This is a genomic window from Pseudomonas sp. DR 5-09 (assembly GCF_001655595.1).
Lineage (GTDB): Bacteria > Pseudomonadota > Gammaproteobacteria > Pseudomonadales > Pseudomonadaceae > Aquipseudomonas > Aquipseudomonas pharyngis.
Window position 1 is genome coordinate 1,908,008 of sequence record NZ_CP011566.1, and the last position, 14,178, is coordinate 1,922,185.

A 14,178-nucleotide genomic window follows, 5' to 3' on the forward strand; every position below is an offset into this window, starting at 1 on the left:
ATCTTTTTTATTCTTGTGATTGAACAGCTGCCGGGTTGCTCACAGCTGTTTCTTTGCATCAGGTAAACCGCGTTGCGGCTAATCGTTGGCAAGCCAGCTCCCACACAGGCAGTGCAAAACCCTGTGGGAGCTGGCTTGCCAGCGATGCTTTTACTGCTTAGTTGGTCTGGGCTCCCTGGGCGATCCATGCACCGATCAGGTCACGTTCCTGCTGGGTCATCTGCGTGATGTTGCCAAGTGGCATGATCTGCGTGGTGATGGCTTGCGCCTGGATCCGCGCCGCGTTCTGGCGGATCTGCTCGGGGGTGTCGAACATCACACCGGCCGGTGCAGCGCTGAACAGCGGGCTGGTCGGTTTGGCCGAGTGGCAGACCGCGCAGCGTTCCTGGATCACCGAGTGCACCTTGTCGAAACCCGGGCCGGCATTGGACGCCTGCGCCGGAGCGGCAGCAGGAGCGGCAGGGGCTGCCGGTTGTGCCGCTTCAGCCGGTTTCGCGCCACCACCCAGCGCCGTTTCCGGCAGCGGCTGGTACTCGATTTTCGCAGGTGCCTTGGCCACGTCCGGCGCGGTCGACATCGGCGCCGGGCCGGTGACGTACGCCAGACTGATCATGCCCACCGCTGCCACTGGCAGGGTCCAGGCAAACTTGTGGCTGTCGTGACGGGTGTTGAAGTAGTGACGCACCAACACCGCCAGCACGGCGATCCCGGCCAGGATCAGCCAGTTGTACTGGCTGCCGTAGGTGCTCGGGAAGTGGTTGCTGATCATGATGAACAGCACCGGCAGGGTGAAGTAGTTGTTGTGACGCGAACGCAGCAGGCCTTTGGCCGGCAGCGCCGGATCCGGCGTGCGGTTCTCGGCGATCGCGGCGACCAGGGCGCGCTGGGCCGGCATGATGATGCGGAACACGTTGCCGACCATGATGGTGCCGATGATCGCGCCGACGTGCAGGTAGGCACCGCGACCGCTGAATACCTTGCTGAATCCATACGCCGCGCCGATGATCAGCACGAACAGGATGAAGCCGAGCAGGGCCGGTTTCTTGCCCAGAGGCGAGTCGCAGAGGAAGTCGTAGATGAACCAGCCGGCGATCAGCGAACCGATGCCGATGGCCACGCCTTCAGGGCCGGTCAGGCCGCTGCCGGGTGCCACGAGGTAGAGCACGGGGTTGGAGTAGAACACCACGCACAGCAGCGCGATCCCCGACATCCAGGTGAAGTAGGCTTCCCATTTGAACCAGTGCAGGTTCTCCGGCATCGACGGAGGGGCCAGTTTGTATTTTTCCAGGTGATAGATACCGCCGCCGTGGATCGCCCACAGATCACCGGCCAGACCGGTTTTCGGGTTGACGCGGTTGAGGTTGTTCTCCAGCCAGACGAAGTAGAACGACGCGCCGATCCAGGCCACGCCAGTGATCATGTGAACCCAGCGCACGCTCAGGTTCAGCCATTCCAACAGATGTGCTTCCACAGTCTTTACCTCTCGCCTGTCACTCTTGTTGTCGAGTGATCAGACCTTCTCTTATTGGTGGGGGGCGAGGATCAAACGCTCATCCTCTTTGAAAAAATGCTCATCGCAGTTATTGCCTGTGCCACTGCGATCAACCACCAGGAAGTCATCCCGCTTTTCGATCGTCAGCACCGGGTGGTGCCAGACGCCGCGATGGTAATTGATGCCCTGCCTGCCGTTGGTGACGAAGGCGCGGACCAAGCCTGATACAGGTACATCGCCAAGTGGCGCGACCACGATCAGAAAGGGGTTGCCGAGCAGCGGAATGAAAGCCTGGCTGCCCAGCGGATGGCGTTCCAGCATGCTGACGGTCAGCGGCATGTCCTGCGCGTCGGCGCGGAAGATGCTGATGATCGCGTTGTCCTCAGGCGTCGCGGTTTCGACCGTCGCCAGTTTGTGGAAGCGCATGGTCGAACCGTTGTTGATCATGAAGTGATCGCTGCCGTCGGTTTCGATCACGTCACCGAAAGGGGCGAAGGCTTCTTTGGTCAGCGGTTCAATCGTCAGTGTGCGCATGCTGTTCTTCTTATCCGAATTCTGTGTTGTTGGTTCTGTTGCTATCGCTGGCAGGCCAGCTCCCATATCTGGAATACATTCCCTTGTGGGAGCCAGCCTGCTGGCGATCGGGTTCAGCGCTTATTTAGCGACCTTGCCCAGTACGCGCAGGCGGCTCACGCCACCATCCGGGAACACGTTCAGACGGATGTGGGTGATCGGGCCCAGTGCCTTGATCTGCTCGACGAAGGTGTGTTCGGCGTGCATTTCCAGCTTCTGGCTTGGCAGCAGTTCACGCCAGAACAGCGACTGGGTTTCGATCTGGCTGTCGGTGCCGCCCTTGACGAACGCGCCCTGGATCGAGCAGGTGTCCGGGTAGTTGCCCTTGAAGTGCAGGGTGTCGACGATGATTTTTTCGATCTCGCCCGGGTGACCCAGTGCGACGATCACCCAGTCATTGCCTGGCGTGCGACGACGTGCGGTTTCCCAGCCGTCGCCCATGTTGATGCCACGGCCCGGGTTGAGGATGTTGCTCATGCGGCCGAAGTGTTCGTCGGAGCAGGCGAGGGCGCGGCCACCGTTGAGGGCTGCGGCCAGGTCGACTTGCTCGTTGTCGCCAACAGCGGACCAGTCGCGGAACGGAATGCCGTACACGCGCAGACGGGCCACGCCGCCATCCGGGTAGATGTTGAAGCGCAGGTGGCTGAACGCCTTGTCGTTGCTGATTTCGTGGTAGTGGTGGCTGTTGCCTTGCAGTTCGACGGCCGACAGCACTTCAGTCCACTGGGTGTTTTCGTCCGGCTCGCCCGACGCCAGGAAGCACGCTTCCAGCGAGGCCGATGGCGGGAAGTTACCGGTGAAGAATGAAGTGTCGATGTCCACGCCTTTGATCGAACCCGGTACGCCCAGGCGGATCACCGCACTGTCGTAGCCTTCGAAGCGCTTGCGGCGCGACTCCCAGCCGTCCATCCACTTGCCGTTGTCATCGAACACGCCCTCCTTCCACACGGCCGGGGTCGGCTGAAACAGACGATTGGCGTCTGCGAACCAGTCATCGGTGACCGAGATGATTTTGGTGCCCAGACGGGCATCGGCCAGGTTGACGAACTTCTCGAAAGGTACGGCGTAAGCTTTCATTCTTCTTGTCTGCCTTTAAATAAGTGGCTGGGGATGCTTGCAAGGCCCTGGGAAACGCAAGCGTTCTAGAGGTTTCTCGGGCCAGGCTTGCTAGAGAGTCAGTAATCGGAACAGGGCGATCTTGTTGATCTCCGCCAGCGCGCATTTGAACTCGGTGTCGACCGGGTTGTGAATGCGCGTTTCGAACGCCGCGAGGATCTGATGCCGGTTGCTGCCTTTTACCGCCATGATGAAGGGAAACTTGAACTTGGCTTTGTAGGCGTCGTTCAGCTCGGTGAAGCGCTGGAACTCTTCGGCCGTGCATTGGTGAATACCGGCGCCAGCCTGTTCATGGGTGCTGGCTTCGGTCAACTCGCCCTGGACGGCAGCTTTGCCGGCCAGGTCCGGGTGAGCGTTGATCAGTGCCAGCTGACTGGCGTGATCGGCGCTCAACAGGATGTCGCTCATGCGCTGGTGCAGGGTTTCGATCTGGTCGATCGACGCATCCTGGCCCAGGTCGAAGGCCTTCTCGGCCACCCATGGCGAATGTTCGTAGATGTCGGCGAAGGCTTTGACGAAGGCGTCGCGGCTCAGGGTCGACGGCTGCAGGGTTTGAAAGGTGCTCATTTGGCAGCCCCTTGGTACGGGTGGGTTTCGTGCCAGTGACGTGCGATGTCGACGCGGCGGCTGAACCACACCTGTTCATGACTTTTAGCGTATTCGATAAAGCGCTTGAGCGAAGCCAGACGCGCCGGACGGCCGATCAGACGGCAGTGCAGACCGATCGACAGCATCTTCGGCGCTTCGGCGCCTTCGGCATAAAGCACGTCGAACGCATCCTTGAGGTATTCGAAGAAATCGTCGCCCTTGTTGAAACCCTGGACCTGGGTGAAGCGCATGTCGTTGGTGTCCAGGGTGTACGGGATCACCAGGTGCGGCTTGCCGGTCGGGTTGTTCGGTTCCCAGTAGGGCAGGTCGTCGTCGTAGGTGTCGCAGTCGTAGAGGAAACCGCCTTCTTCCATCACCAGACGGCGGGTGTTGGGGCCGGTGCGACCGGTGTACCAGCCCAGCGGGCGCTCGCCAGTGAGTTCGGTCAGGATGCGGATCGCTTCGAGCATGTGCTCGCGTTCCTGCGCCTCGTCCATGTACTGGTAGTCGATCCAGCGGTAGCCGTGGCTGCAGATCTCGTGACCGGCCGCGACCATCGCGCGGATCACATCCGGGTGACGCTGGGCGGCCATGGCCACGGCGAAGATGGTCAGCGGAATGTCGAATTCCTTGAACAGTTTCAGGATCCGCCAGACGCCGGCACGGCTGCCATACTCGTAAAGCGATTCCATGCTCATGTTGCGCGCGCCTTGCAGAGGCTGGGCCGCGACCATTTCCGAGAGGAAGGCTTCCGATTCTTTGTCGCCATGCAGGATGTTGCGCTCGCCACCTTCTTCGTAATTGAGTACGAAGGACAGGGCGATCCGGGCATTGCCCGGCCAGTGTGGGTGAGGAGGGTTACTGCCGTAACCGATCAGGTCGCGTGGGTAGTCAGCGCTCACTGCAGTCTTCCTTCTTATTCGTTGACAGATTGTGTGGCGCCTTGAAGATGGGATGGCAGCTGGCGTCACAGCGATGGGCTGATTGTATACAACTTTATTCTCAATTTGTAAGCCTGAATTTTCGCATTTTTCACCGGCCGTCCTCTTTTGCTGATAAAGGCGAGAGCCTGCAAGAAATCTGCCTGATCAGTCAGCTAATGGATCAGAGGTTCAATGAATGCATGGTTCGAGGCCTGAGCAGCGGAAAATCGGCGGAGGCTGGGGGTGGGAGGAAAAATGTCGTTTTTATTGTGTACAATTTTTTTCAAAAGTGTCTTAATCAGTCGCTCGCCGCAGCTTTTCGTGCTCCGAAACGGTGCGGTCTCCTTTTCAACTGACTTCGGGAGGCGCGAGGTCTGACTGCTCCACGCAGGCAGGCGCGCAGAATCAATGGGACGTTTGACAACACACGTTTTGGACGCTGCACACGGTTGCCCGGGCAGCTCGATCAAGGTCGAGCTGTACCGCGTTGAAGGTTCGCACCTGGAATTGGTCGCCAGTGCGCTTACCAACAGCGATGGCCGGGTCGATGCGCCGCTGCTGCAAGGCGATGACTACCGTACCGGTGTCTATCAGGTTCAGTTCCACGCCGGCGATTACTACCGCGCCCGTGGCGTCCAGTTGCCGGAGCCGGCATTTCTGGACGTGGTGGTGCTGCGGTTCGGCATCTCTGCCGAACAGGATCACTACCACGTGCCGTTGCTGATCTCGCCTTACAGCTATTCCACCTATCGGGGCAGCTGACCCCCAAGCAGCTGCCCCTGCCGGGAAGCGACTGCGCATATAGCTTCTTTGGTCTTTCGCCCGCTCACACTGCGGGCTTTTTTTTGCGTTTCGAACCACCCCCGGCAGGCAGAGTCACGGCTTCAAAGCCTCGCGTCATTGTCCCTGACGATGAAAACGGTATCCGCGTGGGAGGCGAGTATTTGAGATCCACCCTTGAGCCAGATCAACCGGTTTTGTGCATGTGCCTCTCTGACCACCTGTGCTGCCGGCGGGTCGACCAGATGCTCCAGTCGTGCGTCGAAGTTGTTCGGCTCGAGATTCGTCAGCCGATGAATTTTCCGGCCCCTGACGCGATATAGGCTCAGGCAATACACAAAGTCGTGCATCTTCTGGCGAAGAACCAACGTTGGATATACGGTTGCCCTGCTGGGATCGAAAACTTCGTAGCCATTGTGTCGCAGCACGTACGCCATGAAGCGCTTCAGGTCGACCGCTGACTGCGTCAACATGTAATTTCGCCATTGCGGCCGAAACCTCTCCGGATCGAAGTCCAGTCGTTGCAGGGAGCCGTCCGTATTGGGAGTCGGAAGCTCCAGCGTCAGATCGTTGCTGTGGGCGTTGCTGGACGTATGCAGTATCGGCAGCATCAGCAGTGGATCGGCCAGCTCCGGGCGCAGTGCATCGTTGCCCATGCGCCAGTCATTGAAGGTTTGCCTGAGCCGGGTAAGTCCGCTGCCCGTGGCAATGTCGCCGCCATTGGCGAGGACGAACTGGTGTCTGGCCACGTTGCGGACCGTGGTTTGGGACAGTTGTGGAAACCGATTGGCGACATAGTCCGTCAACGGTTGCTGGAAGGGCGGATTCGGGTCGATTTCCCAGTGAAACGCAGGAGGTACGCGGATCGCGCCACGGGGTTGTTGCATGAAATCTCTTCGCAGAACCCGCTCCAGCAGCGCGAAGTCGTAAATCATGTGCTCCGGGTTCTTGATATATACGATCGGATCTCCGGCATCGGTGCCACGCGGCAGCAATTTGTAATGGATTCCGTCGACGATGATGTCGTCTGGCGATCGGTGATGGAGAGGAGGTTCCCATTGTCGCCACGGGTCAGCCCATTGTCCGGATGTGGCAGCGTCCTGCGGCATTGGCACGCGACTGATGAACAGCGTGGAAGGCGCGTCGTCGGTTTCAGCCCTCGAGCGTACGCGCCATTGAAGTGAGCCTTCTATCTGTTCGAGCCGAGGGCCGGAAGGGTTGATTTCACTCGCAAGCCTGGCCCTGAAACCGTTTTCCGCATCGTTGCCGACCAGCACTGTTCCACCTTCCTGGAGATCGACATAGTGCCTCAGCGCCCCGGCTGATCGAATGCCTGATCGTGGATCGGGATCGGGCAGGCGGGTGAGCAGTCTCGGTGGGAGAAAATACTGGTCGATCGGCATGTGGGGAGCGACAGGGGTGATCAGCGTGTCAGCGGGGAGGTCGACGATCTCAAGGACACTGTGTTCGGGATATGTATGAACAAGCTCGCGCGGGGCGATTGTGGGTGTTGCGTCGATACCGTGATGAGGGGCTGTCGGGGGTGGACGTGAAATGATCGGAATCGTTGAATCGCGGATCCCGACGTTCGATTCCTGTGATGAGGTTGCTGGTTTGGGGCGTGTTGGACGTTTGGGGCTCATGGGATAGGTACTCGCAGAGTCGATTCATGTCTCTCCGGACGGGAGAGGCTGGATGTTCAATGAATCGACTCGGCGAAATGCGGTAGATATGTCTACGCACCGAATCAGATGTTTCCAGGTGTCAGCCGGTGTGCCGGGGTCAGTGGCTGCTCAGCAACGATGCCGCCCCTGCGCCACCAAACAATCCGGCGCTGATGCGGTTGAACCAGCTCTGGCCCTTGCCGCTGCGCAGGTAACGCGCCGCGCCGTGGGCGCCGAGGCCGTAGGTCAGCTTGCACAACAGATCAAGCACCGTCCAGGTCGCGATCATCACCAGCAGTTGTTGCAGAAATGGCTGCTCGGCACTAAGGAACTGCGGCAGGAAGGCGGCAAAGAACAGGATGTCTTTTGGATTGCTTGCACCCAGTACAAAGGCTCGACCGAACAGCGCGCGAAAGCGTGGAGCCGGCGCTGCGTTCGGGACTTCGGCCCCGACCGATGGCTGACGCGATTGCTGCCAGCTCTGCCAGGCGAGGTAGAACAGGTACAGGGCGCCGACGATCTTCAATGCGCTGAACAGCTTTTCCGATGCCAGCAGCAGGGCACCCAGGCCCAGAGCCGAAGCGCTGAGCAGGCAGATCGATGCACTCACGCCACCCAGAAAGGCCGGGTAGGAACGGCGTAGACCGTAATTCAGACTGTTGCTGATCATCAGCAACGACAGCGGCCCCGGAATCAGGATCACCACCAGCGCAGCGCCGCTGAACAGCAGCCAGGTTTCCAGACTCATCATGTGCTCCTTTTTATCGTTATCAAGAATGTGCAAAAGCCCCACCCGGTGAGGTGAGGCTGTTTTGAAGCATGAACCGCGTAGTGCTTACAGGAAGATGAACTTGGCGATGAAGATCGCGCAGAGCACCCACAGGCTGACGGAGATTTCCTTGTATTTACCGGTGCCGGCCTTCAGCGCGACATAGGTAATGAAGCCCAGCGCGATACCGTCGGCGACCGAGAAGGTCAGCGGCATCATGATCGCGGTGACGATCGCCGGAATGCTGTCGGTCGCTTCGTCCCATTCGATGTGCGCCATGCCGCCCATCATCAGCATCGCTACATAAATCAGCGCGCCAGCGGTGGCATAGGCGGGAATCATGCCGGCCAGCGGTGCAAAGAACATCGCGGCTATAAATAGCACACCCACGGTGACGGCGGTAAGACCAGTCCGACCACCAGCGGCCACGCCGGCGGCACTTTCCACGTAGCTGGTGACGGGAGGGACACCAACCACCGCGCCGAATACGCTGGAGGCGGAGTCGGCTTTCATGGCGCGGGACAGATTTTCGATGCGCCCGTCAGGGTTCACCAGGTTAGCGCGCTGGGCGACGCCCATCAGGGTGCCGGCGGTGTCGAACATGTGCACGAACAGGAAGGCCAGCACCACGCTGATCATGCTGACGTTGAACACGCCGGCGACGTTCATGGCCATGAAGGTTGGCGCCAGGCTTGGCGGCGCGGACATGATGCCCTCGTAGTGCACCAGACCAATTCCCCAACCGGCCAGTGTCACGGTGATGATGCTGATGAGGATTGCGCCGAACACTTTGTGATAGCTGAGGATCGCGATCATCAGGAAGCAGATGGCGGCAAGTAGCGGACCGGGTTCACGCAGCGAGCCGAGCTTGATCAGGGTGGCCGGGCTATCGACGACGATGCCGGCGGTTTTCAGGCCGATCAGCCCGAGGAACAGACCCACGCCGGCACCCATCGCATAGCGCAGGCTGACCGGAATACTGTTGAGCAGCCATTCGCGGATCCGCGAAAAGGTCAGGATCATGAACAGCACGCCCGAGACGAACACCGCACCGAGCGCGGTTTCCCAGTTGTAGCCCATGGTGCCGACCACGGTGTAGGTGAAGAACGCGTTGAGGCCCATGCCCGGCGCCAGGCCCACCGGCCAGTTGGCGTAGAGGCCCATCAGCAGGCAGCCCAGCGCGGCGGCGATACAGGTGGCGACGAAGGCGGCACCGTGATCGATCCCGGCATCGGCCATGATGTTCGGGTTGACGAAGATGATGTAGGCCATGGTGATGAAGGTTGTCAGACCGGCAATCAGCTCGGTCTTCACCGTGGTGCCATGCAAGCTGAGTTTGAAGATGCGCTCAAGCAGCCCAGTGCGTAACGGCGGCGAGAGTTCCAGCGTCGATGCTTCGGATTTGCGGCTTTCCACAGCGAGTACTCCTCAAGAGTTTTATTGTTATTTCCAGGACCGGACCCATGAGGGGTGGCAGCGGTCCTTTGAGGCATACGCGAATTTGTTGACCGTGTAGTCAGGAACTCGCACGCTGTGGATTATGCTTTTGTGTACAAATAAAGCAAATATTGTTTTTGGTTTTGTAGACGAAAAGACTGGTGATCGAGCTATATCACTCGGCCGGGCGATTGGTTCCCAGCGCCAGATTCACCGTCAGCCAGCCGTTGACCGCCGTTTCGCCGGCTTCGGCAAAGACGCGCTCAAGCAATTTCACCTGTTCACGACGCAGCGCCTGCTCAAATTTCGCACCTTCGACGGTCAGCTCCAGCAGGCGTTTACGTTTATCGGTCTCGGACGCCACGCTGTCCACCAGGTGCATTTCCTGCAATTGCCGCAACGGCATGTTCAGCGCCTGCTTGCTGACGCCGAGCAGCGCGAGCAATTCCTTGACGCTCAGGTTCGGATAGCGAGCTATGAAAAACACAATGCGTTGATGCACTCGGGACAGGCCGCGACGCTCGAGCATTTCGTCAGCCTTGGCGGTGAACGCCTGATAACCGAAGAAGAAGGCTTCCATGGCCTGTTGTTGGCTGGCGCAGTTTTTAAGGTCAAGCATGTTGACGTTTCCGGGTGAGGTGTCGTAATTTCAGTCAACAAGTTTGACTCATTTTTCCCATGCCTCGCTAGCGGTGACTTCCATGGCTTTTTCCGAACGTGTCTCGCGCCTCAAAAGTTCTCTGATCCGTGAAATCCTTGCCGCGGCCCAGCGTCCGGAAGTGATGTCTTTCGCTGGCGGTTTGCCGGCTGAAGCCATGTTGCCGAAGGTCGAGTGGGCTGAGATGCCAGTTTCTCTCGGCCAGTACGGCATGAGTGAAGGTGAGCCGGCACTGCGCGAAGCGCTGGCGGCAGAGGCGAGGGCGTTGGGTTTACCGTGTGAGGCGAGTCAGGTGCTGGTAGTCAGTGGTTCCCAGCAGACTCTGGACCTGGCGGCCAAGCTGTACATCGACAAGGGCACCGAAATCCTGCTCGAAGCACCGACCTATCTGGCGGCCTTGCAGATTTTTCAGCTGTTCGGCGCCGATTGCCTGACCGTGCCGCTGGAGGCTGATGGCCCGAACCTCGCACAGTTGCGCCAGCGTCTGGAGCAGCACCACCCGGCGTTCATCTATTTGATTCCGACCTTCCAGAACCCATCGGCCGTGCGCTACAGCGAAGCCAAGCGCGAAGCCGTTGCGACATTGCTCGACGAATTCGGCGTGACCCTGATCGAAGACGAGCCTTACCGCGAACTGACCTTCGACGGCGGCAGCGCTCAACCGATTGCCGGGCGCCTCAAGAAATCCAGCTGGATCTACACCGGCACCGTGTCGAAAACCCTGCTGCCAGGCCTGCGCGTCGGCTACCTGATTGCCAGCCCGGACCTGTTCCCGCACCTGCTCAAACTCAAGCAATCGGCGGATCTGCACACCAACCGCATCGGTCAGTGGCAGGCGTTGCAGTGGATCGGCAGTGAGCAGTATCAGCAGCACTTGAGTGAATTGCGCAGCTTCTATCGTCAGCGCCGCGACGCCTTTCAAGCGGCGCTGGAAACCCATTTCGCCGATCTGGCGGACTGGAACACGCCGCAGGGCGGGCTGTTTTTCTGGCTGACCCTGAAGCAACCGCTGGACACCCGCACGTTGCTGAACACCGCGCTGGCCAACGATGTGGCGTTCATGCCCGGCGAACCGTTCTTCCCCGAGCCGGATCGCAACCCCGGTCATCTGCGGCTGAACTTCAGTCACATCGATCCGGCACGACTCGATGAAGGGCTCAAGCGGCTGGCGGCGGTGGTGCGCCAGGCCCAGGCCGCGCAGGCGGCATAAAAAAACCGGCCATCAGGCCGGTTTTTTTGATTCAGACTGCGGCAAACCGCTGGTTCAGATATTCGATGATCGTGTTGGACTCATACATCCATGTGGTCTGGCCGTTCTCTTCGATGCGCAGGCACGGCACCTTGATTTTGCCGCCCTGTTCCAGCAGGGTCTGGCGATCCTGCTCGTTGTTCTTCGCATCCTTCAGGGCCACCGGAACGTTCAGGCGACGCAGGCTGCGGCGGGTCTTCACGCAGAACGGGCAGGCGTGGAACTGATACAGGGTCAGGTTCCTGGCGGCGGCATCAACCTGAGCCTGGGCAGCGGCGGGGCGCTGCTTCTTGCCCGGGCGGGTCAGAAAGTCCACGAAAATGATCAGTTGGCCGAGGCCGACACGAAGCGCTTTGACGAACACGTTACAAGCCTCACAGGGAGATTGAAGAAGGCGCGCAGCTTACCCGATTTTTCACGGACGAAAAAAAACCGGCGATCAACGCCGGTTTTTTCTGTCACGCATTACTTGATCAGGCTGAGAAACTCGCTGCGGGTCGCCGCGTTTTCACGGAACTCACCGAGCATCACCGAAGTGATCATCGACGAATTCTGTTTCTCCACACCGCGCATCATCATGCACATGTGCTTGGCCTCGATCACTACGGCCACGCCCAGCGCGCCGGTGACTTGCTGGACCGCATCGGCGATCTGGCGGCTGAGGTTTTCCTGAATCTGCAGGCGGCGGGCGTACATATCGACGATCCGCGCGACCTTCGACAGGCCCAGCACTTTGCCGCTCGGGATGTACGCGACGTGGGCCTTGCCGATGAACGGCAGCAGGTGGTGTTCGCACAACGAGTAGAGCTCGATGTCCTTGACCAGCACCATTTCGCTGTTGTCGGAGCTGAACAGGGCACCGTTGGTGACCTCTTCGAGCGTCTGTTCATAACCGCGGCAGAGGTACTGCATGGCTTTGGCGGCACGCTTTGGCGTGTCGAGCAGGCCCTCGCGGGAGACGTCCTCGCCCAGTTGGCCGAGAATCGCGGTGTAATTCTGTTCCAGGGACATGAAACTACCTGTGGGGATTTTCGCAAAGGGCAAGGGTACGGTGGCGGACACGACCCTGCAAGTTCGGTGTGACGGGATTATTCGTCGCGGCCTTCCATCATGGTGCGTTTGAGCATCACATATACGGCGCCGGCGCCGCCATGTTTCGCCTGGCACGAGCAGAAGCCGAGTACTTGCGCATGCTGGCGCAGCCAGGTGTTGACGTGGCTTTTGATCATCGGCCGCTTGCCGTCCAGACGCACAGCCTTGCCGTGGGTGACGCGCACGCAGCGGATTTCGAATCTGGTCGCTTCGGCGAGAAACGCCCAGAGGGTTTCGCGGGCTTTTTCTACGCTCATGCCGTGCAGGTCGAGGCTGCCTTCGAACGGGATCTGCCCGATCTTGAGCTTGCGCATCTGGCTTTCCTGCACGCCGTCGCGGGCCCACATCAGCTCGTCTTCGGGGCCGACGTCAATCACGAACTGATCGGACAGGCCGTCAACGGTGGTGGTGTCGGTGCGCACGGTGGCGGACTGGCGCAGCTTGGCGATCCGGTCTCGGTCAGCCTTGGGTTTGCCGGTGTCGGCGCGGTCGTGCTTGATCGGCTTGACGCCTTGGATCGCACTTTTGAACAGGGAAAAATCGTCGTCTTGCATATCAGCCTCCGCGAAGGGCGGCCAGTTTACCCAAACGGATACAAAACGGCCCGGCAAAAAGCCAGGCCGTCGATCAATCGTGTTTTTTCATCAGGTGCGGGGACATGTTCAATTCCCGCGATTGCCGTGCGCGACGCCGGCAACGACGCCACAGGGCCACGCCGAAATACAGGAACAGCAGGCCGACTGCGAGAATGATTGCAGAGCCGAGCGGGGTTGCGTTCAGGTCGCCGAGCGCCGGTGGGCGCCCCAGCAGGCTGGCGGCCCCGGCCATCGCCAGCAGCACGCCGAACGTCGCCAGTATGGCCGCAATCGCCGCGCCGAATCGAAATCGCCAGTTGCTTTGGCCTTTGGGCCGCAAGCGGCGTGCGTCAAATCCATCGGATAACTTCATTCCGACCTTCCTCAATGGGTATCGGCCCTTCGACCGGGAGTTGACCGGGTTGTTCCTGAGGCTAGGGTAATTGAAGCAAATGCGAGGTTTTTGCAGATGAGCGGCGGGCTGAGCCGCTCATTTACGGAAGATCAGATCAGATCCTGGGTCAGGGCGAGAGTAGCGAAGTTGTCAGCCATGATCGCCATTTCCGCTTCCTGCACCTGTTCGGCGCTGAGCACGCGGCCCTTGAATGGCAGATCGCGGGTGGCACAGGCATCTTCGACCAGGGTGCAGCGGAAACCCAGGTTCTTCGCCGCGCGCACGGTGGTGCTGACGCTGGAGTGACTCATGAAACCGCAGACGATCAGGTCCAGCGAGCCGATGGTTTGCAGACGATCGTAGAGTTCGGTGCCGTGAAAGGCGCTCGGCAGCAACTTGCCGATGATGGTTTCATCGCCCTGGGGTTCCAGGCCGGGGATGAACTCGCCGCGCTCGCCCTGCGGGTCGAACAGACCGCCGACGGTGCCGAGGTGGCGCACATGCACGATCGGCCGGCCGGCCGCGCGGGCGGCGGCAACCAGTTGTTTGATGTTCGCGACAGCCGCGTCCATGCCGCTCAGGGCCAGCGGGCCGCTGAGGTACTCTTTCTGGGCATCGATGATGACCACGGTGGCATGGCTCAACGTGGCCGCTGCGTAACCGCGACCGCTGAGTTGAAACATCGTTTTTGGAACGGACATTCTGGGGCTCCTTCGGGTGGGGCTTTTGCGACATTGTCCTCTGGCTGAGCGGTTCTGTGAATCGCTACCATCGTAGACACCGTCGTTGCTGGCCTGCAGCCTTGTCAAGTTACACGATCTGTTCAATAGCCGAGGGGAAAATCGGAAGCGTCCTACCGTCGCCCCGG

The 14,178-nt window shown here is 59.9% G+C and carries 16 protein-coding genes; 2 read left to right on the forward strand and 14 right to left on the reverse strand.

The window, feature by feature from the left end; all coding sequences use genetic code 11:
- Positions 1-157: 157 nt before the first annotated feature.
- The 5 genes from PDR5_RS08650 to puuE form a co-directional block, all read right to left on the reverse strand.
- On the reverse strand, positions 158-1,471 hold the full coding sequence (locus PDR5_RS08650) for a urate hydroxylase PuuD (protein ID WP_039769892.1): 1,314 nt from the start codon (positions 1,469-1,471) through the stop codon (positions 158-160).
- A gap of 51 nt (positions 1,472-1,522) precedes the next feature.
- A complete protein-coding gene (locus PDR5_RS08655; RefSeq protein WP_027613342.1) occupies positions 1,523-2,026 on the reverse strand; it encodes an ureidoglycolate lyase in 504 nt (167 codons plus the stop codon).
- A gap of 120 nt (positions 2,027-2,146) precedes the next feature.
- Positions 2,147-3,142 (reverse strand): allantoicase, encoded by a 996-nt coding sequence (alc, locus tag PDR5_RS08660; RefSeq protein WP_007960036.1) that lies wholly within the window; start codon positions 3,140-3,142, stop codon positions 2,147-2,149.
- 90 nt (positions 3,143-3,232) lie between these two features.
- The gene (gene uraD / locus PDR5_RS08665; RefSeq protein WP_064594598.1) at positions 3,233-3,748 is read right to left on the reverse strand and encodes a 2-oxo-4-hydroxy-4-carboxy-5-ureidoimidazoline decarboxylase; all 516 of its coding nucleotides are present in this window, start codon (positions 3,746-3,748) and stop codon (positions 3,233-3,235) included.
- Positions 3,745-4,671 carry an allantoinase PuuE gene (gene puuE / locus PDR5_RS08670; protein ID WP_064594599.1) on the reverse strand — a complete coding sequence of 309 codons (927 nt, stop codon included), beginning with the start codon at positions 4,669-4,671 and terminating at the stop codon, positions 3,745-3,747. Before puuE ends, uraD begins: the two co-directional genes overlap by 4 nt.
- Positions 4,672-5,100: 429 nt before the next feature.
- Between puuE and uraH the strand changes: the two genes are divergently transcribed.
- Positions 5,101-5,454 carry a hydroxyisourate hydrolase gene (gene uraH / locus PDR5_RS08675; RefSeq protein WP_011333195.1) on the forward strand — a complete coding sequence of 118 codons (354 nt, stop codon included), beginning with the start codon at positions 5,101-5,103 and terminating at the stop codon, positions 5,452-5,454.
- A 122-nt stretch (positions 5,455-5,576) separates the two neighbouring features.
- Here the strand turns inward: uraH and PDR5_RS08680 are convergent, their stop codons facing one another.
- The 4 genes from PDR5_RS08680 to PDR5_RS08695 all read right to left on the reverse strand — a co-directional run bounded on the left by PDR5_RS08680 (position 5,577) and on the right by PDR5_RS08695 (position 9,961).
- The gene (locus PDR5_RS08680) at positions 5,577-7,115 is read right to left on the reverse strand and encodes a hypothetical protein (RefSeq protein ID WP_156669313.1); all 1,539 of its coding nucleotides are present in this window, start codon (positions 7,113-7,115) and stop codon (positions 5,577-5,579) included.
- Between the two features lie 139 nt (positions 7,116-7,254).
- Complete coding sequence (locus PDR5_RS08685; protein WP_064594608.1) at positions 7,255-7,884, reverse strand: LysE family translocator; 630 nt, start codon at positions 7,882-7,884, stop codon at positions 7,255-7,257.
- An 87-nt stretch (positions 7,885-7,971) separates the two neighbouring features.
- Positions 7,972-9,321, reverse strand: a complete 1,350-nt coding sequence (locus PDR5_RS08690; RefSeq protein ID WP_064594610.1) for an NCS2 family permease — start codon at positions 9,319-9,321, stop codon at positions 7,972-7,974.
- A gap of 196 nt (positions 9,322-9,517) precedes the next feature.
- Positions 9,518-9,961 (reverse strand): MarR family winged helix-turn-helix transcriptional regulator, encoded by a 444-nt coding sequence (locus PDR5_RS08695; protein WP_064594612.1) that lies wholly within the window; start codon positions 9,959-9,961, stop codon positions 9,518-9,520.
- Between the two features lie 82 nt (positions 9,962-10,043).
- On the opposite strand from PDR5_RS08695, the gene PDR5_RS08700 reads away from it, so the two are divergent.
- Positions 10,044-11,210 carry an aminotransferase-like domain-containing protein gene (locus PDR5_RS08700; protein WP_064594614.1) on the forward strand — a complete coding sequence of 389 codons (1,167 nt, stop codon included), beginning with the start codon at positions 10,044-10,046 and terminating at the stop codon, positions 11,208-11,210.
- Positions 11,211-11,241: 31 nt separating this feature from the next.
- Here the strand turns inward: PDR5_RS08700 and PDR5_RS08705 are convergent, their stop codons facing one another.
- The 5 genes from PDR5_RS08705 to PDR5_RS08725 all read right to left on the reverse strand — a co-directional run bounded on the left by PDR5_RS08705 (position 11,242) and on the right by PDR5_RS08725 (position 14,011).
- Positions 11,242-11,613: a glutaredoxin family protein gene (locus tag PDR5_RS08705; protein WP_064594616.1), complete on the reverse strand. Its 372-nt coding sequence runs from the start codon at positions 11,611-11,613 to the stop codon at positions 11,242-11,244.
- A 101-nt stretch (positions 11,614-11,714) separates the two neighbouring features.
- Positions 11,715-12,260, reverse strand: coding sequence for a GTP cyclohydrolase I FolE (gene folE, locus PDR5_RS08710; protein ID WP_003204506.1), 546 nt, complete (start codon positions 12,258-12,260; stop codon positions 11,715-11,717).
- 77 nt (positions 12,261-12,337) lie between these two features.
- The gene (locus PDR5_RS08715; RefSeq protein WP_064594618.1) at positions 12,338-12,895 is read right to left on the reverse strand and encodes a Smr/MutS family protein; all 558 of its coding nucleotides are present in this window, start codon (positions 12,893-12,895) and stop codon (positions 12,338-12,340) included.
- A 73-nt stretch (positions 12,896-12,968) separates the two neighbouring features.
- The gene (locus PDR5_RS08720; protein WP_007960009.1) at positions 12,969-13,289 is read right to left on the reverse strand and encodes a hypothetical protein; all 321 of its coding nucleotides are present in this window, start codon (positions 13,287-13,289) and stop codon (positions 12,969-12,971) included.
- A gap of 131 nt (positions 13,290-13,420) precedes the next feature.
- On the reverse strand, positions 13,421-14,011 hold the full coding sequence (locus tag PDR5_RS08725) for a cysteine hydrolase family protein (RefSeq protein WP_011333204.1): 591 nt from the start codon (positions 14,009-14,011) through the stop codon (positions 13,421-13,423).
- Positions 14,012-14,178: the final 167 nt, after the last annotated feature.

Bases quoted from the DNA above. Each gene is read 5' to 3' on its own strand.
- PDR5_RS08655 (WP_027613342.1), bottom strand. From the start codon at position 2,026: ATGCGCACACTGACGATTGAACCGCTGACCAAAGAAGCCTTCGCCCCT.
- alc (WP_007960036.1), bottom strand. From the start codon at position 3,142: ATGAAAGCTTACGCCGTACCTTTCGAGAAGTTCGTCAACCTGGCCGAT.
- uraD (WP_064594598.1), bottom strand. From the start codon at position 3,748: ATGAGCACCTTTCAAACCCTGCAGCCGTCGACCCTGAGCCGCGACGCC.
- uraH (WP_011333195.1), top strand. From the start codon at position 5,101: ATGGGACGTTTGACAACACACGTTTTGGACGCTGCACACGGTTGCCCG.
- PDR5_RS08680 (WP_156669313.1), bottom strand. From the start codon at position 7,115: ATGAGCCCCAAACGTCCAACACGCCCCAAACCAGCAACCTCATCACAG.
- PDR5_RS08685 (WP_064594608.1), bottom strand. From the start codon at position 7,884: ATGAGTCTGGAAACCTGGCTGCTGTTCAGCGGCGCTGCGCTGGTGGTG.
- PDR5_RS08695 (WP_064594612.1), bottom strand. From the start codon at position 9,961: ATGCTTGACCTTAAAAACTGCGCCAGCCAACAACAGGCCATGGAAGCC.
- PDR5_RS08700 (WP_064594614.1), top strand. From the start codon at position 10,044: ATGGCTTTTTCCGAACGTGTCTCGCGCCTCAAAAGTTCTCTGATCCGT.
- folE (WP_003204506.1), bottom strand. From the start codon at position 12,260: ATGTCCCTGGAACAGAATTACACCGCGATTCTCGGCCAACTGGGCGAG.
- PDR5_RS08715 (WP_064594618.1), bottom strand. From the start codon at position 12,895: ATGCAAGACGACGATTTTTCCCTGTTCAAAAGTGCGATCCAAGGCGTC.
- PDR5_RS08720 (WP_007960009.1), bottom strand. From the start codon at position 13,289: ATGAAGTTATCCGATGGATTTGACGCACGCCGCTTGCGGCCCAAAGGC.
- PDR5_RS08725 (WP_011333204.1), bottom strand. From the start codon at position 14,011: ATGTCCGTTCCAAAAACGATGTTTCAACTCAGCGGTCGCGGTTACGCA.